Source organism: Exiguobacterium sp. R-17, from assembly GCF_049913315.1.
Lineage (GTDB): Bacteria > Bacillota > Bacilli > Exiguobacteriales > Exiguobacteriaceae > Exiguobacterium_A.
On record NZ_CP184372.1, the window covers coordinates 1,766,595 to 1,788,041 of the forward strand.

25 protein-coding genes are annotated in these 21,447 nt (G+C 47.9%); 1 reads left to right on the forward strand and 24 read right to left on the reverse strand.

Features of this window, described 5'->3' with window-relative positions:
- Positions 1-33: 33 nt before the first annotated feature.
- Genes ACN9MT_RS09505 through bshA form a run of 3 tightly spaced genes read right to left on the reverse strand, consistent with a single transcriptional unit; the run spans position 34 to position 3,237 of the window.
- On the reverse strand, positions 34-1,005 hold the full coding sequence (locus tag ACN9MT_RS09505; protein WP_426272127.1) for a biotin--[acetyl-CoA-carboxylase] ligase: 972 nt from the start codon (positions 1,003-1,005) through the stop codon (positions 34-36).
- Positions 975-2,108 carry a CCA tRNA nucleotidyltransferase gene (locus ACN9MT_RS09510; RefSeq protein ID WP_426272128.1) on the reverse strand — a complete coding sequence of 378 codons (1,134 nt, stop codon included), beginning with the start codon at positions 2,106-2,108 and terminating at the stop codon, positions 975-977. Before ACN9MT_RS09510 ends, ACN9MT_RS09505 begins: the two co-directional genes overlap by 31 nt.
- Positions 2,095-3,237 (reverse strand): N-acetyl-alpha-D-glucosaminyl L-malate synthase BshA, encoded by a 1,143-nt coding sequence (gene bshA / locus ACN9MT_RS09515; RefSeq protein WP_290751204.1) that lies wholly within the window; start codon positions 3,235-3,237, stop codon positions 2,095-2,097. The genes ACN9MT_RS09510 and bshA overlap by 14 nt, the downstream gene beginning before the upstream one ends.
- 170 nt (positions 3,238-3,407) lie before the next feature.
- On the opposite strand from bshA, the gene ACN9MT_RS09520 reads away from it, so the two are divergent.
- The gene (locus ACN9MT_RS09520; RefSeq protein WP_035407218.1) at positions 3,408-4,295 is read left to right on the forward strand and encodes a YitT family protein; all 888 of its coding nucleotides are present in this window, start codon (positions 3,408-3,410) and stop codon (positions 4,293-4,295) included.
- Between the two features lie 41 nt (positions 4,296-4,336).
- Here ACN9MT_RS09520 and ACN9MT_RS09525 read toward each other — a convergent pair whose 3' ends face one another.
- From ACN9MT_RS09525 to der, 21 genes are all read right to left on the reverse strand, one after another.
- Entirely contained in the window at positions 4,337-5,017 is a 681-nt protein-coding gene (locus ACN9MT_RS09525; protein ID WP_035407205.1) for a zinc metallopeptidase, read from the reverse strand.
- A gap of 44 nt (positions 5,018-5,061) precedes the next feature.
- Complete coding sequence (locus ACN9MT_RS09530; protein ID WP_035407193.1) at positions 5,062-5,664, reverse strand: DUF1405 domain-containing protein; 603 nt, start codon at positions 5,662-5,664, stop codon at positions 5,062-5,064.
- A 54-nt stretch (positions 5,665-5,718) separates the two neighbouring features.
- The gene (locus ACN9MT_RS09535; protein ID WP_035407183.1) at positions 5,719-6,510 is read right to left on the reverse strand and encodes a menaquinol-cytochrome c reductase cytochrome b/c subunit; all 792 of its coding nucleotides are present in this window, start codon (positions 6,508-6,510) and stop codon (positions 5,719-5,721) included.
- Between the two features lie 40 nt (positions 6,511-6,550).
- Complete coding sequence (qcrB, locus tag ACN9MT_RS09540; RefSeq protein ID WP_012370658.1) at positions 6,551-7,222, reverse strand: menaquinol-cytochrome c reductase cytochrome b subunit; 672 nt, start codon at positions 7,220-7,222, stop codon at positions 6,551-6,553.
- A gap of 3 nt (positions 7,223-7,225) precedes the next feature.
- Positions 7,226-7,732, reverse strand: coding sequence for a ubiquinol-cytochrome c reductase iron-sulfur subunit (locus ACN9MT_RS09545; RefSeq protein ID WP_035396830.1), 507 nt, complete (start codon positions 7,730-7,732; stop codon positions 7,226-7,228).
- Positions 7,733-7,836: 104 nt separating this feature from the next.
- The gene (locus tag ACN9MT_RS09550) at positions 7,837-8,277 is read right to left on the reverse strand and encodes a DUF2487 family protein (RefSeq protein WP_035407181.1); all 441 of its coding nucleotides are present in this window, start codon (positions 8,275-8,277) and stop codon (positions 7,837-7,839) included.
- A 183-nt stretch (positions 8,278-8,460) separates the two neighbouring features.
- Positions 8,461-8,991, reverse strand: a complete 531-nt coding sequence (locus tag ACN9MT_RS09555; protein WP_035407179.1) for a ReoY family proteolytic degradation factor — start codon at positions 8,989-8,991, stop codon at positions 8,461-8,463.
- 28 nt (positions 8,992-9,019) lie between these two features.
- A complete protein-coding gene (locus tag ACN9MT_RS09560) occupies positions 9,020-10,306 on the reverse strand; it encodes a tetratricopeptide repeat protein (RefSeq protein WP_231496842.1) in 1,287 nt (428 codons plus the stop codon).
- An 11-nt stretch (positions 10,307-10,317) separates the two neighbouring features.
- Positions 10,318-11,574: a 3-phosphoshikimate 1-carboxyvinyltransferase gene (gene aroA, locus ACN9MT_RS09565; RefSeq protein ID WP_426272129.1), complete on the reverse strand. Its 1,257-nt coding sequence runs from the start codon at positions 11,572-11,574 to the stop codon at positions 10,318-10,320.
- Positions 11,565-12,626, reverse strand: coding sequence for a 3-dehydroquinate synthase (aroB, locus tag ACN9MT_RS09570; RefSeq protein ID WP_426272130.1), 1,062 nt, complete (start codon positions 12,624-12,626; stop codon positions 11,565-11,567). Before aroB ends, aroA begins: the two co-directional genes overlap by 10 nt.
- Positions 12,623-13,777, reverse strand: a complete 1,155-nt coding sequence (aroC, locus tag ACN9MT_RS09575; protein WP_426272131.1) for a chorismate synthase — start codon at positions 13,775-13,777, stop codon at positions 12,623-12,625. Before aroC ends, aroB begins: the two co-directional genes overlap by 4 nt.
- A gap of 19 nt (positions 13,778-13,796) precedes the next feature.
- Positions 13,797-14,573 carry a CheR family methyltransferase gene (locus ACN9MT_RS09580; RefSeq protein WP_290774980.1) on the reverse strand — a complete coding sequence of 259 codons (777 nt, stop codon included), beginning with the start codon at positions 14,571-14,573 and terminating at the stop codon, positions 13,797-13,799.
- A gap of 192 nt (positions 14,574-14,765) precedes the next feature.
- Entirely contained in the window at positions 14,766-15,182 is a 417-nt protein-coding gene (gene ndk, locus ACN9MT_RS09585) for a nucleoside-diphosphate kinase (protein ID WP_035407166.1), read from the reverse strand.
- 93 nt (positions 15,183-15,275) lie between these two features.
- On the reverse strand, positions 15,276-16,238 hold the full coding sequence (locus ACN9MT_RS09590) for a polyprenyl synthetase family protein (RefSeq protein WP_035407163.1): 963 nt from the start codon (positions 16,236-16,238) through the stop codon (positions 15,276-15,278).
- A gap of 1 nt (position 16,239) precedes the next feature.
- Positions 16,240-16,947 carry a demethylmenaquinone methyltransferase gene (locus ACN9MT_RS09595; protein WP_035407160.1) on the reverse strand — a complete coding sequence of 236 codons (708 nt, stop codon included), beginning with the start codon at positions 16,945-16,947 and terminating at the stop codon, positions 16,240-16,242.
- 22 nt (positions 16,948-16,969) lie between these two features.
- Positions 16,970-17,548 carry a heptaprenyl diphosphate synthase component 1 gene (locus ACN9MT_RS09600; RefSeq protein WP_426272132.1) on the reverse strand — a complete coding sequence of 193 codons (579 nt, stop codon included), beginning with the start codon at positions 17,546-17,548 and terminating at the stop codon, positions 16,970-16,972.
- A 140-nt stretch (positions 17,549-17,688) separates the two neighbouring features.
- Positions 17,689-17,961, reverse strand: coding sequence for an HU family DNA-binding protein (locus ACN9MT_RS09605; RefSeq protein ID WP_012370671.1), 273 nt, complete (start codon positions 17,959-17,961; stop codon positions 17,689-17,691).
- An 85-nt stretch (positions 17,962-18,046) separates the two neighbouring features.
- Positions 18,047-18,781, reverse strand: coding sequence for a hypothetical protein (locus ACN9MT_RS09610; protein ID WP_035407154.1), 735 nt, complete (start codon positions 18,779-18,781; stop codon positions 18,047-18,049).
- Positions 18,778-18,975: a DUF2768 domain-containing protein gene (locus ACN9MT_RS09615; protein ID WP_231496841.1), complete on the reverse strand. Its 198-nt coding sequence runs from the start codon at positions 18,973-18,975 to the stop codon at positions 18,778-18,780. The genes ACN9MT_RS09610 and ACN9MT_RS09615 overlap by 4 nt, the downstream gene beginning before the upstream one ends.
- An 18-nt stretch (positions 18,976-18,993) precedes the next feature.
- Positions 18,994-20,019, reverse strand: a complete 1,026-nt coding sequence (locus tag ACN9MT_RS09620) for an NAD(P)H-dependent glycerol-3-phosphate dehydrogenase (RefSeq protein WP_426272133.1) — start codon at positions 20,017-20,019, stop codon at positions 18,994-18,996.
- A 14-nt stretch (positions 20,020-20,033) separates the two neighbouring features.
- On the reverse strand, positions 20,034-21,344 hold the full coding sequence (der, locus tag ACN9MT_RS09625; protein WP_029342014.1) for a ribosome biogenesis GTPase Der: 1,311 nt from the start codon (positions 21,342-21,344) through the stop codon (positions 20,034-20,036).
- Between the last annotated feature and the right edge of the window lie 103 nt (positions 21,345-21,447).

Genomic DNA, 21,447 nt, shown 5'->3' on the forward strand with positions numbered 1-21,447 from the left:
AAAAGCTCTCTGCAAACCGTCTGATTCAAATCCTCATTCTTTTTCCCAGTAAATCAGCTCTGCCGAATGGAAACGGGTCTCGCCTGCATCCGTCTCAATCCGGATCGTTCCCGTCTCGTCAATACCGAGCAATGTTCCGGAAGCGGTCGCTTGACGCGTCCGTAGCGTCACTTGTTCATGTAGGCGATCAGCGAGTGTTTCCCATTCGAATACGAAAGGTCCGAACCCTAGCTCGACCCACTGCGTATATAGTCGTTCAAATCGATTCAAAAAAGCTGCGACGACTTCCGCACGTCTGAAAGTTCTTCCTGATTCTCGGACAAGTGAGGTAGCACGATCTTTGATCCCTTCCGGAAACTTTTCATGATGCACGTTGATTCCAATGCCGATGATGACTGAACTGATCCGGTCTGCCTCGGTCTGCATCTCTGTTAAGATGCCAGCTACCTTGCGACCGTTGATCAAGATATCGTTCGGCCATTTGATTGTAACCGGAACATCGAATGTCCGGAGAGACTGCGCAAGCGCAATACCTGCTACGAGCGTCAATTGCCCCGCTTGGTGCATCGGTACATCTGGACGGACGAGCAAACTCATCGCGATCCCCTCATTCTTCGCCTCATGCCAAGTCCGTCCCAGTTGTCCGCGACCATTCGTCTGATGATCGCATACGACGAGTGTTCCTTCCTGCGCCTGCTGTTGTGCTTGTTCATGTGCGATCCGTTGCGTCGTGTCCAGTTCTTCGAAATGAAGGATGTGTCGACCGAAACGCACTGTTGTTAATCCGTCCTCAATTGCAATCGGTGTCAACAAGTCACCTTCATCGACCAATTGATAGCCTTGTTTTTTATTGGAGATGATCTGGTATCCTTCTTCCTTTAAGGTTTGCATATGTTTCCAAATAGCGGTACGTGAAATATTCAGTGTCTTCGCTAATTCCTGTCCGGAATACCACGTTCGCTTGCGCAGTGCTATCAAGATTTGTTCTCGGACTGTGTGTGCCATCGCTCTACCTCCTTCATCAATACCGTTCGGTCGTTTGGACAAGACCGTATGACGACGCTGTACTCCAAGTGCAAGAGTGCTTCTTTAATCTGTTGCTTTCGAAGACCAAGACGAATCATGTCTTTTCCGTCAACAGCGAGCTCTTTGCGACCGCGAATCGGTAAATCCGATCGATCCGGATAATCCATTCCAGTCATCTCCCGCAGAATCGCCAGTTCTTCATCCGACAATTGATAACGATCCCAGTCCATTAACGGTCGGTATAACAGAGGGACTAAACGCACAGCGAGTTGCATTTGATGTTTCGATCGTTTCCAGCGTGTCAATTGATCGCGCGTTAGACCGGCATCAAGTACGAGTGTCCAGACGGCATCCTTTGAAACACCCCGAAACGATTGCTTGGCGAGTCTCTCGACGATTTCTGAAGTCATGCCGGGTAGATAGCGTTCGATCCCTGTCCGGAGCATCGCCTGTAACGCCTGCTGTTTCCCTGGACCAAGTAAGAGCTTCTCAAACTCGGTCGCGATCCGCTCAATCGCAACGGCCTCTAGATGCGGAGCAAGTTCAAAGATTGCTTGCTCGGTTGTCTCGTCAAGCGAAAAATCAAGTTGACTCATAAAGCGGAACGCCCGCATCATACGGAGTGCATCTTCATTAAAACGTTCGACTGGTTCACCGACCGTGCGGATGATCCGCTCTTCGATGTCGCGCGCTCCGCCGAACAAATCCACACGTCCGGATGGTCTGAGTGCCATCGCGTTGATCGTAAAATCACGCCGGGTCAAATCCTCTTCCAAACTAACGCCAAGCGTCACCGCATCCGGTCGCCTACGATCGCTATAGGTTGCTTCCGAGCGGAACGTCGTGATTTCGTACGGTACGTGGTTGAGAACAACCGTTACGGTTCCATGCTCGAGCCCTGTCGGAATGACGACAGGGAATAAGTCGATGATCTGTTCCGGTAACATCGAACTCGCTAAATCATAGTCTCCTGGTGTCCGGTCGAGTAACATGTCGCGAACGGCACCACCAACGATATAAGCCTCACCACCCGCTTGTTCGATCGTCTGAATGATATGATGCGCGCCTTCAAGCAAGTTCATGACGCGCACACACCCGTTCATAGACTTGTTCATAACGACGGACGATCTCATTCGAATCAAAACGACGACGAGTATCGCGAATACCCTCTTCTGCCATCCGTTCTCGTAACAACGGATCATCCGCAAGTTCACCGATGCGCGCCGCAGCGACCTTAACGTCGTAAGTCGGAACGATATATCCTGTCACGCCGTCCTGAATGACTTCTGGTAATCCACCCGCTGTCGAGACGACACTTGGAACACCAATTGCCATCGCCTCGAGGACGACGAGTCCAAACGCTTCTTTTTCCGACAGCAACACATGAATGTCACTGATGGCGAGCAGCTGCGCGACATGTTCCTGTTTACCAGCGAAAATGACTTTGTCGTCAATGCCAAGTTCCTTCGCACGCCGTCTCGTTTGTCCCATCTCTGGACCATCTCCGACGAGCAACAGACGCATCTTCCGATCTTTTGCCGCGATTGCGAATGCCGCGATTGTATCGTCGATTCGTTTGACCGGTCGGAAGTTCGAGATATGGATGACGACGACTTCATCCGATTCGATACCGTAATGCCGCTTCAATCGTTCATCCCGCATCGGATAATAGACACTCTCATCAATCGAGTTCGCGATGACATCGATGTCGTAATGGGCGTTAAGTGTCGCATTCGTCTCAAGCGCAAGACTCTCAGAAACAGCCGTGACCGCATCCGATTGTTCGATACCATACCGAATGGCCGGTTGCATCTCTAAGTCCTGACCGATGACGGTGATGTCTGTTCCATGTAATGTCGTGACGACGGCGACGCCTTTTTTCTTCGCCATGTTTCGTCCGAGTTCTGCACAAACGGCATGCGGAACAGCGTAATGGGCGTGGATCACATCGAGATCGAATAAATCAATGATTTCTGCGACTTTTGACGCTAACGTAATGTCATAGGGTGGATATTTAAAAACAGAATACTGGTTGACCTCAACCAAATGGACCGTGATGTTTGGTCGATATTCCGTCAGCCGAAACGGCATGCTCGATGTAATAAAGTGAACGTCATGTCCACGATCTGCTAGCTTCATACCAAGTTCAGTCGCGACAACCCCACTACCGCCGACTGATGGATAACAGAGAATCCCAATTGCTTTTTTCATGATAAAACCACACTCTCTTTATGACTTCTATTCGTCTCTATTCTAAGCAATATCGATCAGAATGACCATACTGATCACTTTTCGACTGATTTTCGTAGGAAAAGCTAGTCTTTTTCCGACCGTGCCGTTACCCTAGAGAAAGAGTCTTGATTTGAAAGGAGCACACGGAAATGGCACCTCCATTCCAGTTTCCGATTCGGGTTCAGAACATTCTCTGGATTTTAGTCGGGTCATTCATCTTTGCTTTTGGTATTTATCATTTTAACGTCCAAAACGAATTGGCAGAGGGCGGTTTCACCGGAATCACGCTGATTCTAAAAGGACTGTTCGGGTTATCACCATCGATCACGAACTTAGTGCTGAACGTTCCTCTCTTTTTCGTCAGCTATAAGATTTTAGGGCGAACGACGTTCGTCTATACGTTGATTGGTACATTCAGTTTTTCCTTTTGGTACGGAGTGATTGCGAAGTATTCACCACTCGTGATTGATTTACGAGAAGACATGGTCCTTGCTGCCCTGTTTGCAGGTGTGTTCATCGGGGTGGGACTTGGAATCATCTTCAACAATGGCGGAACGACGGGTGGTGTCGATATCATCGCGCGTCTGACGAAACGCTACTTTGGTTGGTCGATCGGTCGAACGTTCTTAGTCTTTGACTTCTTCGTCATCGTTGCTTCTTTGACGTATCTCGATTATAAGCAGGCAATGTATACGTTACTTGCCGTCTACGTCGGTGCCCGTGTCATCGATTGGATGCAAGAAGGCACTTACGCTGGTAAAGCGGCGATGATCATCAGTGACCACCGCACGGAGATCGCGGACGGCATCCATGCGACGATGAACCGAGGTACGACCCGTCTGATTGCGAAGGGTGGATACTCGGGACGCGACCTCGAAGTATTATATGTCGTCGTCGCTCGAAACGAGATCAATCGCTTGAAGACACTCGTTAAAAGTGTCGATCAGCATGCCTTCATCACCTTGCATGATGTCTATGAGGTGACGGGGGAAGGTTTCACGTTCGATGAGAATCGGATTCCGATCAAAGAAACGTAAAAAACACGGATCGCTCAAACGAGCGATCCGTGTTTTTCGTTTTAGTCATCACTTGACGGGTTGAAGACGATTAGTGCGAGACGAAGGAACTCGGCGACGGCAACGAGTGTTGCCGCGACGTATGTCCAAGCGGCTGCGTTCAAGACACGACGTGAACCACGTTCTTCTTCCGCGTCGATGATTCCGTGATCTGTCAATTGCGCCATTGCTCGGTTCGAAGCATCGAACTCGACCGGTAACGTGACGAGTTGGAAGATGACCGCTCCAAGCATCAGGACGACACCTAGCATCGCAAGACCAGTGAACCCAGCGAATAGACCAATCAACAACAGAGGGAACGATAAGTTCGACGTGATTGAGGCGACAGGTGCAATGCGGTGCCGGACACGCATCATGTTATAATCCGTCGCATCTTGGATGACGTGACCAATTTCGTGTGCCGCAATCGAAACGGCTGAGACCGTCGAACCGTAATAGACGTCTTCTGAAAGCCGGACGACTTTATTTGTCGGATCATAATGATCGGACATCGTTCCACCAATCGGCTCGAGCCGGACGTTCGTAATCCCGTTCTGCTTCATGATGAAGTCAGCGACCTGTGCTCCTGTCACCCCACTCTGAATCGGAACATCTTGATATTTTTTATAGGTGCTCCGCACCCGCATCTGAGCCCAAATCGGGACGATCATGATGATCGCGAGATAAATCAAATAGTTTGCCACGAGACATCGTTCCTTTCTTTTTTGTTTATAGGTCTATTTTATGTTCAAGCGACCTTATTGTCAATTGAATCGCGTGCGACAAACAGATATCCCATCAAAAGACATAATCCAGTCAACCAGAAAGAACCGTATCCGATCCATTTGATGTGCTCTGCAAGCGCCGGGTACCGGGGCCATTGCCCAAGGACATAATCGACGACATCGTTATGAACGACCCAAATCGCAACGAGAACAAGTTCCTTGATGCGAAATGTCATCAAAGGACTGAATAACAACGCCTGAAACGCCATCGCTCCGTGCGACACCATCAGCATCAGTGCCATCGTTGTTAAGTAGGCGTTTGATGTGCCGAGTTCGTTCAACATCAAGGCATTCATGACGACCGCCCAGACACCATATTTGATCAATGTCACGAATGCGAGCGCTTCAAACAAGCGGGAACGTCGTCCGAAAATCCATAGAAAAACGATGATCGTAAAGAACAGCGATGCGGTTGGGCTATCCGGAATGAACGGATAGAAGTACCACTTCGATGTCGCGAGTTGTGGTTCATACCAGTAGTAGCCGTATAAGGTGCCTGCTAAGTTGATCAATCCGACGATCCAAAGCACGGCTTTATGACGGAGTAAAGTAAATATTCCTTGCAATCGTTTCACCTCATCATCGACAAAAGCCGGAGGATTGCTCCCCCGGCTTTTGGCTTATTTATTGTTTTCGCCGCCTTCACCGTATGAAGCGATGAATTTCGCAAGTTCTTTATGATCGGCATCTGAGCCTTTGAACTGACCAGCCGGCATCGAACCGACACCTTTGACTGCGATATCATAAATCTCTTTTTCAGTCTTTTTCGTTCCGACGAGCGCTGGAGCTGCTGCTCCACCTTCGAGGTTCTTACCATGACAGTTGACACATGACTGGTTCGAATAAATTTCGTATCCTTTTGCCGATGTATCAATTTTTGGTCCTTCGTTCATCGTCAACTCACCTTGCTTGTGGATTGTATCCCAGTGTGTCGTTTGAACAGATTCCCATGTCAAGAAGACGATCGAGACGACTGCGAGGAGCATCATGCTGACGGCGACTGGCCGTTTCGCAGGACGGCGTTCAAGACCTTGGTCGAGCCATGGCGCGACGAGAAGTGCTGTGAACGCAAGACCTGGAAGGATGACTGTTCCCATCAAGATGTATGGACCTGCAGCGAATTGGTATTTCAAGAGCTGATAGAGGAATAGGAAGTACCAGTCCGGAAGTGGAATGTACGACGTATTCGTCGGATCGGCAATGTTTTGAAGTGGTGCTGCTTCTACGATTGTCAGAGTCATGAAGCCGATCAAGAAGACCGCTCCAACCATCCATTCGCGAAGTAAGAAGTTCGGCCAGAACGCTTCCGTTCGACCTGGATATTCCGAATAGTCTTTTGACTTGTTCGGCATCCGGTTATTGATCGACACCCGTGAATCGGTGACGAATTTCATTCCTTTACCACGATGCATCGTGTTCTCCCCCTTTTTTGTTGTCTAGATGATAGTCGGTTTAAAGTGGTCCAGAGATCCCTTGTTTACGGATCATCATGAAGTGGGCCCCGAGCAAGACGAACAATGCTGCAGGAAGGAAGAAGACGTGAATCGCAAAGAATCGAGCGATTGTACTTGCGCCGACGATTTCTCCACCCGCAAGGAGGGTCTTCGCGATACCACCGATGACCGGGATACTTTCAGCAATCTGAATCGTAACTTTTGTCGCGAACAACGCTTTCATGTCCCAAGGCAATAGGTATCCTGTCAGACCGAGAGCTAAGACGACGAAGAACAAGAGAACTCCGACGACCCAGTTCAATTCACGTGGTTTTTTGTATGAACCAGTGAAGAAGACACGTAATGTATGTAGGAACAACATTACGATAACGACAGACGCACCCCAGTGGTGCATACCACGAACGATTTGTCCGTGTGCGACTTCGTTTTGTAGATAGTAGACGGACGCGTGTGCGTTGATGATGTCCGGTACATAATACATCGTCAAGAACATCCCCGAAAGAATCTGGATGACGATCGTAAAGAACGTCAATCCGCCAAAACAATAAACGAAAGCTGAAAAGTTATGTGCCGGGTTGACGTGCTCCGGTACTTCATGATCGGCGATGTCTCGCCAGAGCGGCGTAATATCAACGCGCTCATCAATCCAATCATAGATTTTTTGCATCATCGCTTACGCACCTCTTTCGACTGGTTTACCAAGGTAGAGGTAACCATCTTTCTGTTGCATTTCATACTCATCGAGTGGTTTCGTTGGAGGCGTACCAGGTACGTTCGTGCCATCCTTCGTATACCGTCCGAAGTGACATGGGCAATAGAATTGCTCCGGGTGCGTTGGATCTGCGCCGAAGCTGACTTGGCAACCTAAGTGTTTACAAATCGGTGAAAGGGCCAAAATTTCTCCCTTATCATCTTTGAACACCCAAGCCGACAACGTTTCTTCGAACTCATACCACGCATCTTGCGTTTGTTTCTTGAAGTCGACCCGTTTTGGTTCTGTCGTGATATCCGACAACTTCATTACTTTTACTTTATCGCCTGCTCCTGATTTCTTCAGGACTGGATCAACTGCGAAGTTGACCATCGGCATGACCATTGTCGCAGCCATGAAACCGCCGACGCCTGTCAATGTATACGTCAAGAATTGACGACGTGTTACGTTAGACCCGTTTTGAGCCATCTCGATCCCCCCTTGTGATGTACGCTGTGCCCCAAGACGACAGTACTTCACACAAATTTCTCACATGGTAATAGTATCTTAATAAAATCATTGCGTCAACCGCTTCATAGCGCGGTCCAACGGTTTCCTAACTGTTCGAGAACTTGTCCAACAAAATTCCCGACCATCTGACCTTGTTGGTCACGACTCATCGTCTCAAGAGCTAGACGTGGCACGTAGATAATCTCTTCTGCGGCAGTCTCCTTCCACCTTAAATCAGCGGTGATGAAGGTGATGAAACGGAATTGCCCGGAAGCAGCCGCTTGACGCCATCCTTCCAACTGTTCGATCGACGGTACATCGATGTAGGTCATGGCAGGTAAGAGCAACGCCCGTCCAGATAGCTGGCGTTCGACTTCGGACGCCACCGTCAATGTCATGTCTGCGCATTCCGCATAAGCATGCATCGCCTCATCGAAACCGATCGGAAGCAAAGGCACGATTAGCGTGTCGATATACGCTTGCTCGCTTCGTGTCCGCTGTACGTCGGATGGTTTGAAACGCAAGTCATTTCCCCCTTTCTTTCTTACTTACAATTCGTCACATTTAATGTATCATATCCACATTTCCTCCTGCTCTCTTAATGTGAACGTTTTATGAAATTCCACCCTATTTTTCTTCATATTTTGCACAAATCTTCACATACGAAAAAGACTCTATCGCCTGTTATAAGCAATAGAGTTCTTTGATTAAGGGAGTTGATTTCGAACGAGACGTAACTGTTCGGACAGGGAGTGGAATCGATGTTGATCGCGTGCATCAAGTGCTTCATCGATCAATCGGACCAACCGTTCTTCTTCTTGTCGATTGACCGTGACAGCGATGAAATGAGTCGCTTCATCTGCTAAACGCGGTTCAACAGCGACTTCCGGACGAAATGGATTTTCTTCCAGTAAAGACAAGTATTCATCGTCCATCATCATGCCTTGGAAGTTTAGCTCGATGTAGATATCTTCCGATGTCAAACGAATGTCATGATACGCTTTTTCTGGATCTAGCGTCGTGACGTCCCCTTTTTTAAAAAGAAACGGTTCCGCATCGAATCCATATGTCGTCATGATGATGGCTTTCGGAGCGAAAGTCGCATTTTGAACGAAGTGTACCTGCTCGAGTTTTGCCTCGTTACGCAACCAGTAATCGATGATCCATTTTGCTTCCCGTCGCTTTAACGTGTAATAGGTCAAGATGCGGCGTAAGAATCGCTGCTTTCTCTCTATCATCTCAATCCTACTCCCTTCTCCCGTGAAGTCATCCATCCATTCGTTCAACATAGTCGACGAGTTCGTTATCCTCTGGTGTCAACTGTGCAGCGCGTCGTAAGAGACGTTGTCCCTCTTCACGCCGTCCTTCCTCGACGAGTGCAAAACCATACTCTTTTAAGAAAAGCGCGTCTTCCGTGAATGCGCCTTCGACTATCGCATAGTTCTCCATCGCTTGCGTGTATTCCTCTAACGCATATAAAGCGCGCGCTCGGTACCATGTCAAAATCGGAGCCGTGACATGTTCTTCAATGGCTGAGATCGTCTCAATCATCGCTTCATGGTCCTCGTCTTCTGCCAGTAACGAAAGCAAACGTTCCGCTGCGACGATTGATTCCGGGTTCAAAGCGAGTGCTTCACGTAACGCTTGAACACTTCCTGCGCGATCGCCGAGTTTGAGAAGGAATAAGGCTTCCATCGTCCGTAACTCGTCATTATAATCATCGCGCTCCATCCCTTGCTTGATGACGTTCAGTGCTTCTTTCGTCAGACCAAGTTCGGCTTGGCTTTCTGCGTACGGTACATACGCTGATGTATAATCCGGATCCTGCGCAATCAATTGTTGGAATGTCTCGACTGCTTTTTGGTGTTGACCGACACGGTGAGCCGTCATCGCAAGACCAAACAGCGTATGCAAGTCGGAACGTTCTGCGACAGCACGTTCATACAGTGGAATCGCATCTTCAAATTGTCCTGTCATCGCGAGTGATTCCGCGTACAGGGCATCGAGCGGCAATTCAGCACGTAACTCTGGACGCTCTGCGATTTCAGCGAATAGTGGTACCGCTTGATCAAATGCTCCTAGCGTCATGTAGAGCTCGGCTAATCCGTATGCCAGTAGTGGTTCTTCAGGAGCGAGATTACGTGCTTCCTTCAGCTTCGCTAATGCCACTTCGTCAAGACCTTGTGACTGATAGAGGTCAGCGAGTAATACGAGAGAACGGGGACCATATTCCATGTCCGTTGTGTCGACCTGCTCAAGGACAGAAATCGCTTCCTCTTCCCGGTCCAAATCGATATAACATTCTGCCAGTAACAAGGCGACTCCGGCGTTACCTGCGTATTCGACGTAAAGCGGTGCCAATAGATTAACTGCTCGGTCTGATAATCCAAGTTCGATATAGAGATCGGCAACCGCGAGGCGATCCTCATCCGTTCCTGTCTTTTCGAGTTGTTCTAGTGTCGCTAAGGCTTCCGAGGTATGGCCGTGTTCTAGTTCTTCGATGATGCCATTCAATACTTGTTCATTCAAGGCAAACGCCCCACTTTCTGTCATCCGCCTATTTCTTACTCAGATCGGTCGGATTGAAGTTTCTTTAAATCATCATAGAACGTTGGGTAGCTGACTTCAACTGCTTCGCGTCCATGCACTATAATTTCCGGGTTGATCGTCGCCGCGATCGTCAACATCATCGCGAGTCGGTGATCACCTGCACTGTCGACTTCCGCTGCTTGCAAAGGTGTCGGTCCTTCGATAATCATACCGTCATCCGTCGCCTCGATATTCGCCCCGAGACGCCGTAACGCCGTCACGACCGTCTCGATTCGGTCCGTCTCCTTGACACGGAGCTCTTCCGCATCGCGAATGATCGTCCGTCCCTCCGCTTGCGTCGCAAGCAATGCAAGTAACGGGATCTCATCGATCAAGGAAGGGATTTGTTCACCTTCGACCGTGGTCGCTTGCAACGATGTCGTCTCGACGGTCACATCTGCCGTCTCCTCTCCACCGTCTTCTGAGCGATGATCGATTTCGACACTTGCCCCCATCTGGCGCAACGTCTGTAAAAAACCGATCCGTGTCGGATTCATCAAGACGTGCGTCGTTGTGATCCGACTATCCTGCCCAATCGCTGCTGCCGTCCACCAAAACGCTGCTGACGATGGATCCCCCGGGATGTCGAGTGACGTCGCTTGTAAATGTACAGGACCTTGAACACGAATATGTCGACCATCTTCGTAGTCATCGATCGATACGTCAACGCCAAACTGCGGCAACATGCGTTCTGTATGGTCCCGTGATAGAATCGGCTCGATGACCGTCGTCTCGCCCGTCGCTTGTAAACCTGCGAGTAAGACGGCACTTTTCACTTGCGCGCTTGCGACCGGTAACGTATACGTCGTTCCGACAAGTGGCGTTCCCGTAATGTGAAGCGGTGCCGTCTCACCTGTTATGTTCGCTCCGAACAAGGCAAGTGGTTCCGTGATCCGTTTCATCGGACGTCTGCGCAAGGAAGCATCTCCATCGAGTACATACGTTGCTTGACCGCCTGCTAGAATCCCACATAAAAGACGGATCGTCGTTCCCGAGTTTCCGCAATCGATCGTTGCTTCTTGAAACGTTTCCGTACCGGTGATGCGAATTTCTCCTGCTGTTCGCTCGACATGTGCCCCAAGCGCTCGCATCGCTTCTAATGAAGCGAGACAGTCCGCTCCTTCGAGTGCATTTCTGACATGTGTCGTTCCTTTAGCGATCCCACCGAACAGAAAAGCACGGTGTGTCATTGATTTATCGCCCGGTACTTGTACTGTTCCTCTTAATCCCATTCTAAACACCTCATTGTTTGATTGAACGCTTGTTGCAATCGTTCTTCACTGATTGCCTCTAAGTCAAAACGTCCTTCTTTCTCAAGGACGAATCGGATCGTAGTTTGGTGATTCTTTTTGTCACGACGCATCAGTTCCAGATATGTCTCGAACGATTGTCGGTCCGGCAATCCGGTTCCGAGACGGTGGAGCAATCGTCCGAGTTGTTCCGCCTGTTCCTCATTTCCTTCCAAAAACTTGACGAAGACGAGTCCGATCCCTACTGCCTCGCCATGCGACAGACCCGGGCTCGCATATTCAACGGCATGCCCGAATGTATGCCCATAATTCAAGAAGGCACGCATCCCTTGTTCCGTCTCATCTTGTTCGATGATATCCCGTTTAACGTTAATCCCTCGTGCGAGCCAGTCTTCAAGATCAAGCCCTTTGATAGTATCCAACGAGACATCGAGTAACGTATCTGCAAACGATGGTCGTGCGAGGAATCCATGTTTGACCAATTCAAAGAAGCCGCTCCGCCATTCCCGATCTGGTAATGTCTGAAGAAGCGTTAAATCATACAAGACACCGCTCGGTTGATAAAATGCCCCGACCAAGTTTTTTCCAAGCGATAAATTCAAACCGACCTTTCCACCTACACTCGAATCATGTGCTAAGAGTGTCGTCGGAATTTGAATGAACGGAATGCCGCGCAAAAAAGTCGCTGCAACGAATCCCGCTAAATCACCTATCATGCCACCACCAAACGCAAGGATGATACTATGTCGTGTCATTCCATGACGTATTCCCTCTTCCAATAAAGAACCGTAGACCGCAAGCGATTTACTCTTCTCCCCAGTTGGTACAGTGCTGACATGAATACTTGTTGATTGAGATATAGACCCTAATGCCTCTTGCAATGTGTGCAAGTGTAAGTCGCGAACTGTCTCATCTGTAATGATCCAGATGCGATCCGCCTCGTTCAGCGCCGAAAGATGCGATAAACGTGCTAATGCCCCATTTCCGACAAATACTGGATATGAAGTTTTTAACCGGATATCAAGCTCGATCAAAACGTTCGAACCTCCTCTGTATAAGCGGTAACGGCAGCTTGAAGACGATCAATCGTTGATGTTCCGAACATTTCAAGGATAGCGACCGCAATCTCAAACGCAACGACGGCTTCTAAAACAACAGATGCGGCAGGAACGGCACAGGCATCACTTCGCTCGATTTGTGCCGTGAAGGCTTCCTTCGTCTCAATATCGACTGATTGCAGGGGGCGATAGAGAGTCGGAATCGGCTTCATCGCGACCTGGACACGAATCGGCATCCCTGTCGACATCCCTCCTTCGATTCCACCTAGATGATTCGTCCGTCGATGATATCCGGATGCATCATGGACGATCTCATCTTGGACGGTACTTCCTTTGCGACGACCGAGCTCGTACCCGTCACCAAAACCGACTGATTTCATCGCATTGACGCTGATGACAGCTTGCGCGATTCGGCTGTCGAGCTTTAGATCGTTTTGGGTAAAGGATCCAATGCCTGGCATCATGCCCGTCACGACGACTTCGATCTCACCGCCGAGTGTATCGCCTTCTTTTTTGGCAGCATCAATTTCCTCCATCATTCGTTGTCCTGCAAGTTCGTCGGCACAGCGAACAGGTGAAGCATCAATGGTTTCCTGATATTCTACAGGATCTTTCCAAGGGGCATCAATCCCACCGATCGATCGTACATGCGAGAATACTTCAATTCCGAGTTCATTCAGTAATTGTTTAGCGAAGGCACCGACGGCAACACGTGCTGCTGTCTCACGCGCTGAAGAACGTTCCAGCACATCGCGTAAATCGCGATGACCGTACTTCAATCCTCCGACAAGATCCGCATGTCCGGGACGTGGACGCGTTAATGTCCGTGGGCGTTCCAACTCTTCTTCGAGCGGTTCCGCCTGCATGACTTGTGTCCAGTGCGTATGATCCTTATTCTCGATGAACAAACTGATCGGTGATCCCGTCGTGTATCCGTGGCGAATCCCACCACGTGCATCAATCTGATCTTGTTCGATTTGCATCCGTCGACCTCGTCCATATCCCCCTTGACGACGCGTCATATCACGCTGAATGGCTTCGAAATCAATCGTGAGTCCTGCCGGCATCCCGTCAATGATGACGGTCAATCCTTTTCCGTGCGATTCTCCTGCTGTCATGTAACGCATTCACTTCATCCCTTCCTGTTCAACCGATTTTTTCGTAAAAGAAGCTTTGTTTCATCTTTAATCCAAATCGTTCTGGTTGGAAAATTTGTTCCGTTCCTCCAACGAACAGAATACCGCCTGGTTTTAATGCCTCGACGAACGAACGATAGACATGTGCTTTCGCTTCTTCCGTAAAATAAATCAGTACATTACGGCAGATGATTAAATCAAAACCGGTATCGTACCGGTCGCCTAACAAATTATGTTTACTGAAACGAACAAGTCGTTTGATTTCTGGAACAACTTCGAATGTCTGCTCTTGCTCGATGAAATATTGCTTTTTCCGCGCTTCTACGACCTCATTCAATGCGGAAGCTCCGTATCGACCAAGCTTCGCTTTTTCAAGGACAAGCTCATCCAAATCCGTTGCTTGAATCGTAAAAGCCGACGAATCGAGTCGTTCACTTAAGATCATCGCTAGGGAATACGGTTCCTCTCCTGTCGAACAGGCAGCACTCCACGTTCGAATTCGTCCATGGGCACGTGATTCCAAGACCGGTAAGATGTCTTGCTCCAATTGTTGCCAACGTATCGGATTACGGAAGAATTCACTGACATTAATCGTCATCCGATCTAGAAATTCTTCGTATAACGAGGTACTTTTGTCCATTGCCTGCATATAGGACGCAAACGTACTGTACCCTTTTTTGTCACGTAACGCCGTCAACCGTCGTTTCATCTGTGCTTCTTTATACTGACCGAGATCAATCCCTGATTTGGTCTTGAATCGTTGTATGAAAAGTTCGTAATCTTCCAATTGGCACACCTCGCTCACTCTCGATATCAAATGGTCATCTCTTTGACCGGTTCAACTTATTTTCTATAGTAGCATAAAGCTATAGGCATTCCAAAAAGCAATTAACCAATCCGGTCAGTCCGTTTTACAAGAATACGACAAAAGGGATTCGATTGAATCGAATCCCTCCCCGCTTGTCCTACTATTCATGTATTAGACATTAACTGGCTGTCCTTGAAACCAAAGACCAAGCTCACGCTCCGCACTTTCGATACTGTCTGAACCATGAATGACGTTCTCACTCATCGTGTTCGCAAAATCACCACGGATCGTTCCAGGTGCTGCTTCAAGTGGTTTTGTTTTTCCGATCATCAAACGAGAAACGGCAACGACGTCTGCCCCTTCAACACGCAAAGCGACGACAGGACCTGACGTCAGGAAAGTGACCAACTCTCCAAAGAATGGTTTCTCCGCATGTTCCTCGTAGTGTGCTTTTGCGAGTTCTTCTGTGACGTTCATCATTTTCATTTCACGAATGATGAATCCTTTGCGTTCGATCCGTCCGATGATTTCCCCAATCAACCCACGTTCTACGCCATCCGGTTTGACCATTAAAAATGTCTGTTCCATCTCTAGTTCCCCCTATGAAATGCTTTTAGAAAAGCGCTTACATAGTCAGTTTACTGGCTTTTTAGAAGAACAGCAAGAAATTTTTGACAATCTTCATCCTTTTCGTTTACCAACGTAGCGCGCCACTTCTTCGAGCGATCGTTTAGCGGAAGATTTAGGTAAGGGTTCGAGCCGGTTGATGGCACGACGAATGTAAAGATCGACCGTTCGTTGTGTTCGTTCGAGGGCACCTGAAGTTTGAAGAAATGCTAGCAATGGTGCAACTTCTTCATGGGTAGGCATCGTCTCGATTTTCGAAAGACTTTCGTAAAAGGCAGCATCTTCCGCTCCATAAAAGACGGGTAACGTCTTATGTCCATGACGTAGATCCTCTGCCACTGGCTTACCAAGTTGCGTTCGATTCGCTGTGAAGTCAAGCAAATCATCAGCAATCTGAAAAGCGAGTCCGATATCTCGTCCAAACAGTCGTAACGCTTTCGTATCGGCCGCTGAACAATTCGCAACGATTGCACCTAGATGGCAACTTGCTTCAATGAGAATGGCTGTTTTTCGTTCAATTCGTTTGATATAACGTTTAATCGACTGTTCCCAATCATATTGATCATAGATCTGTTCAATCTCACCCTCGCAAATTTCACGCATCGTATGGACCATGACTTGGACCAGCTCTGGTTTTCCGACTTCTCCAATCAACCGAATCGCTTCCCCAAACAAATAATTGCCTGAATAAAGCGCCACTTCTTCATCGAAGTATTGCATAACGGTCGGTTTTCCTCGTCGTAGTTCAGCGTCATCAATGACATCATCGTGTACAAGCGATGCCATATGGACGAGCTCGAGACTTGCTGCTACACGGATCAGTTCATCTCGATCTGCCTCACCGAATTTAGAGGCTAACAATACGAACGCTGGTCGAATCCGTTTTCCACCAGCTTTCAGCAGTTGTTTTCCTGCTGCATCAATCGTTGGTTCCTCCGAAGCGATATGACTGATCAGAAAACGATCGACTAAATTAACTTCCTTCGTGACATCACGGTAGATGGAATGCAGTGACATCTCACCACTTCTTCCCAAGGTGCATCGCAGCAGCCCCACCCGCGAATGCTTTGACTTCCACTTGCATGAAGCCTGCCTGTTCGAAGAGTTGTTTCAGTTCGACACGGTCGAGGAACACTTCCGTTGATTCTTGTAACCAGTTGTATTGATCATACGATTTAGCAAGCAAACGACCTACTTGTGGCATGATTTTTCCAAAGTATAGCGAATATGCTTCTCGGAAAATCGGTGCCGTCGGTTGACTCGTTTCCAGACAGACGACCGTTCCACCTGGTTTTAAGACGCGATGCATCTCTTTAATGACCTGAAGGTAATCAGGAACGTTCCGTAAACCGAAACCAATTGTCACGAAATCAAATGAGTTGTCACCAAACGGTAAATCCATCGCATTTCCGTGAATCAATTCGATGTTTTTCATATCGAGCGCTTCTACTTTCTCCACGCCGACTTTTAACATGTTCTCTGAAAAATCAAGTCCCTTGATGACACCAGTCGGACCGGCTGCTTTTGCCAGTTGAATCGTCCAGTCTGCCGTTCCACAACAAAGATCAAGACATTTAGCACCTGGGAAGACTTGCATCCGGCGCATCGTTTCGCGTCTCCACAATTTATGCAGTCGGAAGCTGATGACTGAATTCATTTGATCATAGTTCGTTGATATCGATTGGAACACTTCATACACTTTTTTTTCTTTATCTTTTGTCTGCACACTGCTCACCCTTTCCAAGATCTCATGCTACCGCCATCTGTTCGAGATGCGATAACAGTAATTTCTGTGCGACCAGATCTAGCTGCTCTGCCTGTTGTTGAATGATCTGCCGTCCTTGTCGTGTCAGCCATTCTCGTTTGGTGATTGCCGCGAGTCCTTGCATTAATCCGAACTCTGCTGTTAACCATAAGAGAACCCGTTCTTCCGTTGATTCATAGTTCATTTCGTGTAAGGCACACTTCGCTTCATTGACACGTTGAATGGTCCGTCCGAGTGAGACAAGAACCTCTTTCGGCAAACCCGCTAATTGTTCGAAGAAGTAGCTCGAGAAAAGATCTCCAGCTAATACAAGAAGCTGTCTTTCCTTCGAACCGCGTAATGTTTTATTGACGCGTTCATGCAGACGTAAGGCGACTTGTGCGAAATGAATCGCTTTGACGAGTGCTTCTGAATCTAGCTTGTCATGTTGAGCGACATCAATCAACCAACGGATCTGTTCACGATCGATGGAAGGGAAATCCACATGTCGAGCCAATCGTGTCGTTTGTTTAATGGTGAGTGCAGTGATGATTTCATCCACGCGCAGCTCATGTTGTTCCATGCTTTTACCCCCCGATCTCCAGTGCCATCTCGTTGATGGACGTTCTTCTTTTTTAATATACCATAATCGGCGGGCTTTCACGCTTCTGAATGTCCACAAAAAAGCCGCCCGAGAAAATCTCGGGCGACTATGTAGCCGGATTACTTCACAGCATCTTTCAATGCTTTACCTGGTTTGAAGGCAGGTACTTTGCTTGCTGGAATCTCGATATCTTCTTTCGTACGTGGGTTGCGACCTTTACGGGCTGCACGCTCACGGACTTCGAAGTTACCAAATCCAATCAATTGGACTTTCTCTCCAGACTGAAGTGTCTCAGTGATCGATTCGAATGTTGATTCAACAACTTTCGTCACGTCTTTTTTTGTAAGACCTGATTTTTCGACGACTGCTTGAATGAGTTCAGTTTTGTTCATTACTTTCACCCCCTCCCAATCACTTCTTCGAGGGTAATCATACCCTATAAACGTTGCTATTACAACATTTTCGTGTAAATAACGTTCAATTTTCAGATTCTTCGCTCGATTTCTCTGAAAACACAGGTTCGCCTTTTTCGTTTATCGTGTAGCTTTGAGAATAGGCAGGAACAAAAGGTTGATCTTCATAAAGCAAATACCGAATATCCTGACCGACTTTCGGCTTTTTCTTCGCAGTTTGTACAGCTTTCTTCAACTCTGGCAAATAGTTGATGAAAAGACGACCTTGACCATCGACATAGATTGATAGCTTTTCATCTGAGTACGGACTTGGGACAGTCGGTTCTTTTTTGATGAATAACTTTTTATAGTCAAGGGTAAACTGATTTTTTCCGATGGAGCCTTTAAATGGGTACTTATCATTCTTCTTGCGATACGCATCAATTCGGACTTGAAGCTTCTGTAGTTCTTCCGCGACAAGCAAATCCATCAATTTGACAGTCGGCTTCGTCTCAACGTCGACCAACAAATAGATGAATGTTCCCCCGCCTTCAAAACTGTTCGTTGGTGGATCGCTCATATAACGAGGTATCAGACGGCCCAGTTCGATTTGATAACGTTCCATGAGAGGCGTATCTGCCTCCATCGTTTTGATCGGCAAAACACCTGTGTCTTTCTGGTATGCATCGACGGCATCCTGAACGGTACGTAATTGTTGCGGATACGGCACGCGGTTCGATGGTTTCTGGCTGTCCGGAAAGAGACAACCTGATAATAACGTCACCGGAATGAGCATGAGTAGTACGAACCACTTTTTCATGCGCTCGGTCCCGCCATGACGATGAATACCATGATGATCGACGCAACGATGAAACAAACGAATGCCAAGGTTGACACGAGAATCTGCCAAATCCCTTTCAACTTCGTCCGACTGACCGTGACCAGCAAGACACTGATCGCAAAGAGTCCGATGCCAGCGAACGAAATCCACATTTTTAATAATCCTGGACTCAAGGTTTCCACCCCACTCCGTTAATCTTTCGTCGTGAAGAGATGCTCGATCTCATTTTTTTGTGGTCGTTGCATCAACTTTTTGACTTCTTCTTCCGGTGTATGACCGTCAAAGAGAACATGGTATAAAGCAGAAGTAATTGGGAGTTCACATTGTTTCGACTCTGCTAGATCATATGCAGCTTGTGTCGCACGAACACCTTCTACGACCATTCCCATGTTTTCAAGCACTGTCTCTAGTTTTTCTCCTCGACCTATGGCATTTCCCGCACGCCAATTTCGGCTATGGACAGAAGTACAAGTGACGATTAAGTCACCCATTCCTGTCAAGCCGGTGAACGTCATTGGGTTTGCCCCAAGCATCGTTCCAAGACGAGCCATCTCGACCATTCCACGCGTAATCAAGGCTGCCTTGGCATTGTCCCCGTAACCGAGACCATCTGTCATACCCGCAGCAAGTGCAATGATATTCTTCAATGCTCCACCAAGTTCTGCCCCGATGATGTCCGCATTGAGGTAGACACGGAAGTTTTCATTCGTAAACAATTCCTGCACACGACCAGCCTCTTCTAAATCATCCGATGCAATGGTCACCGTCGTCGGTTTACGTAACGCAACCTCTTCAGCATGTGAAGGACCTGTCAAGACACAAACCGCTTTACGTTTCGCCGGGTCGACCTCTGCTTCGATCAACTCAGACAATCGAAGATGTGTCTTCGGTTCGATTCCTTTTGATGCATGAATCAGGACGACTGGTTCTGTCAATAGTTCATTTAATTGACGAGAAACCGCACGAATCGCAGATGACGGTGTCACGATCAAAATATGTGTCGCGCCTTCGACCGCCACTTTGAGATCCGTCGTCGCCTTCAATGATTGTGGCAACACGACGCCCGGCAAGAATTGCGCATTTTCATGATGTTCATTGATACGGTCGACATTTGTTTGTTCACGACCGTAAAGAATGACTTCCTGATCATTATCGGCTAAGACGAGCGAGAGCGCTGTTCCCCAGCTTCCCGCTCCGATGACAGCGATTTTGGTCATACTGACTCACCTCATTATTGTTTTTGACGAGCTAAAATCCGGATTGGTGTACCTGTGAAATCAAATGCCTCCCGAATCCGGTTCTCGAGATATCGTTTATAAGAGAAGTGAAGCAACTCTGGATCATTGACGAACAAGACGAACGTTGGCGGACGCGACGCGACCTGAGTCGCATAGTTAATCCGTAAACGAACTCCTTTATCTGTCGGCGCAGGGTTCATAGCGACGGCATCGACGATGACATCGTTCAAGACACTTGTCTGAATCCGTTGCGCATGACTGTGCGCTGCTTGCTGAATGACTGGTAATAACGTTTGTAAACGACGTTTTGTTTTAGCTGAGACGAAGACGATCGGTGCATAGTCAAGGAAACGGAATTCTTCCCGAATCTCTTCTTGCATCTTTTTCATCGTCTTATCATCTTTTTCAACAGCATCCCATTTATTGACGACAATGATGACCGCGCGACCTGCTTCATGGGCATATCCTGCTACTTTTTTATCTTGTTCGATGATACCTTCTTCACCATCAAGAACAACACAGACGACATCTGCTCGTTCGATTGCTTTTTGAGCACGCATGACACTAAAGCGTTCTGTCGATTCATAGACTTTCCCGCGTTTTCGCATCCCTGCCGTATCGATGATGACGTATTCTTGTTCATCCCGCGTAAACGGTGTATCGATTGCATCACGTGTCGTACCAGCGATATTCGAGACGATGACACGCTCTTCACCAAGAATCGAGTTCGTCATACTTGATTTCCCGACGTTTGGACGACCAATCAAAGCAAACTTAATCGTACTTTCGTCATATTCCAACTCTTCTTTATCTGGCGCGAGTTCAAGGACACGGTCGAGTAAATCACCAAGTCCAAGACCATGTGTACCAGAAATCGGGAATAAGTCCCCGAATCCAAGAGAGTAGAATTCATACATTAAATCACGCATCTCAAAATTATCCACTTTATTGACAGCTACGACGACTGGTTTGTTCGAACGGAACAACATGTTCGCGACTTCCTCATCCGCTGCTGTGATTCCTTCGCGTCCGTTCACCATGAAAATGATGACGTCCGCTTCATCAATGGCGAGCTCCGCCTGATGACGCATCATTTGAAGTAGGGGCTCATCCCCAACTTCGATTCCACCTGTATCAATCAAATGAAAATGACGATTCAGCCATTCTCCAGTTCCGTAAATACGGTCGCGGGTAACGCCTGGCTTGTCTTCTACGATTGAAACCCGATCTCCAATCACCCGGTTAAAAATCGTCGACTTTCCGATATTTGGGCGACCTACGATCGCCACGACTGGAATTGCCATCCCAACACCTTCTTTCTCTTCTCTCGCTTCATAGCCGTTCTATTGTATCAAATCAAACTCTCATATACCATAACAAACCGCATATAAAAAGCGGACACGCTTG

Excerpts from the sequence above, each read along its gene's own strand:
- ACN9MT_RS09505 (WP_426272127.1), bottom strand. The coding sequence starts at position 1,005 with ATGGCACACACAGTCCGAGAACAAATCTTGATAGCACTGCGCAAGCGA.
- ACN9MT_RS09510 (WP_426272128.1), bottom strand. The coding sequence starts at position 2,108 with ATGAACTTGCTTGAAGGCGCGCATCATATCATTCAGACGATCGAACAA.
- bshA (WP_290751204.1), bottom strand. The coding sequence starts at position 3,237 with ATGAAAAAAGCAATTGGGATTCTCTGTTATCCATCAGTCGGCGGTAGT.
- ACN9MT_RS09520 (WP_035407218.1), top strand. The coding sequence starts at position 3,408 with ATGGCACCTCCATTCCAGTTTCCGATTCGGGTTCAGAACATTCTCTGG.
- ACN9MT_RS09535 (WP_035407183.1), bottom strand. The coding sequence starts at position 6,510 with ATGCATCGTGGTAAAGGAATGAAATTCGTCACCGATTCACGGGTGTCG.
- qcrB (WP_012370658.1), bottom strand. The coding sequence starts at position 7,222 with ATGATGCAAAAAATCTATGATTGGATTGATGAGCGCGTTGATATTACG.
- ACN9MT_RS09545 (WP_035396830.1), bottom strand. The coding sequence starts at position 7,732 with ATGGCTCAAAACGGGTCTAACGTAACACGTCGTCAATTCTTGACGTAT.
- ACN9MT_RS09555 (WP_035407179.1), bottom strand. The coding sequence starts at position 8,991 with ATGATAGAGAGAAAGCAGCGATTCTTACGCCGCATCTTGACCTATTAC.
- ACN9MT_RS09560 (WP_231496842.1), bottom strand. The coding sequence starts at position 10,306 with ATGACAGAAAGTGGGGCGTTTGCCTTGAATGAACAAGTATTGAATGGC.
- aroA (WP_426272129.1), bottom strand. The coding sequence starts at position 11,574 with ATGGGATTAAGAGGAACAGTACAAGTACCGGGCGATAAATCAATGACA.
- aroC (WP_426272131.1), bottom strand. The coding sequence starts at position 13,777 with ATGCGTTACATGACAGCAGGAGAATCGCACGGAAAAGGATTGACCGTC.
- ndk (WP_035407166.1), bottom strand. The coding sequence starts at position 15,182 with ATGGAACAGACATTTTTAATGGTCAAACCGGATGGCGTAGAACGTGGG.
- ACN9MT_RS09590 (WP_035407163.1), bottom strand. The coding sequence starts at position 16,238 with ATGTCACTGCATTCCATCTACCGTGATGTCACGAAGGAAGTTAATTTA.
- ACN9MT_RS09600 (WP_426272132.1), bottom strand. The coding sequence starts at position 17,548 with ATGGAACAACATGAGCTGCGCGTGGATGAAATCATCACTGCACTCACC.
- ACN9MT_RS09605 (WP_012370671.1), bottom strand. The coding sequence starts at position 17,961 with ATGAACAAAACTGAACTCATTCAAGCAGTCGTCGAAAAATCAGGTCTT.
- ACN9MT_RS09610 (WP_035407154.1), bottom strand. The coding sequence starts at position 18,781 with ATGAAAAAGTGGTTCGTACTACTCATGCTCATTCCGGTGACGTTATTA.
- ACN9MT_RS09620 (WP_426272133.1), bottom strand. The coding sequence starts at position 20,019 with ATGACCAAAATCGCTGTCATCGGAGCGGGAAGCTGGGGAACAGCGCTC.
- der (WP_029342014.1), bottom strand. The coding sequence starts at position 21,344 with ATGGCAATTCCAGTCGTGGCGATCGTAGGTCGCCCAAATATCGGAAAG.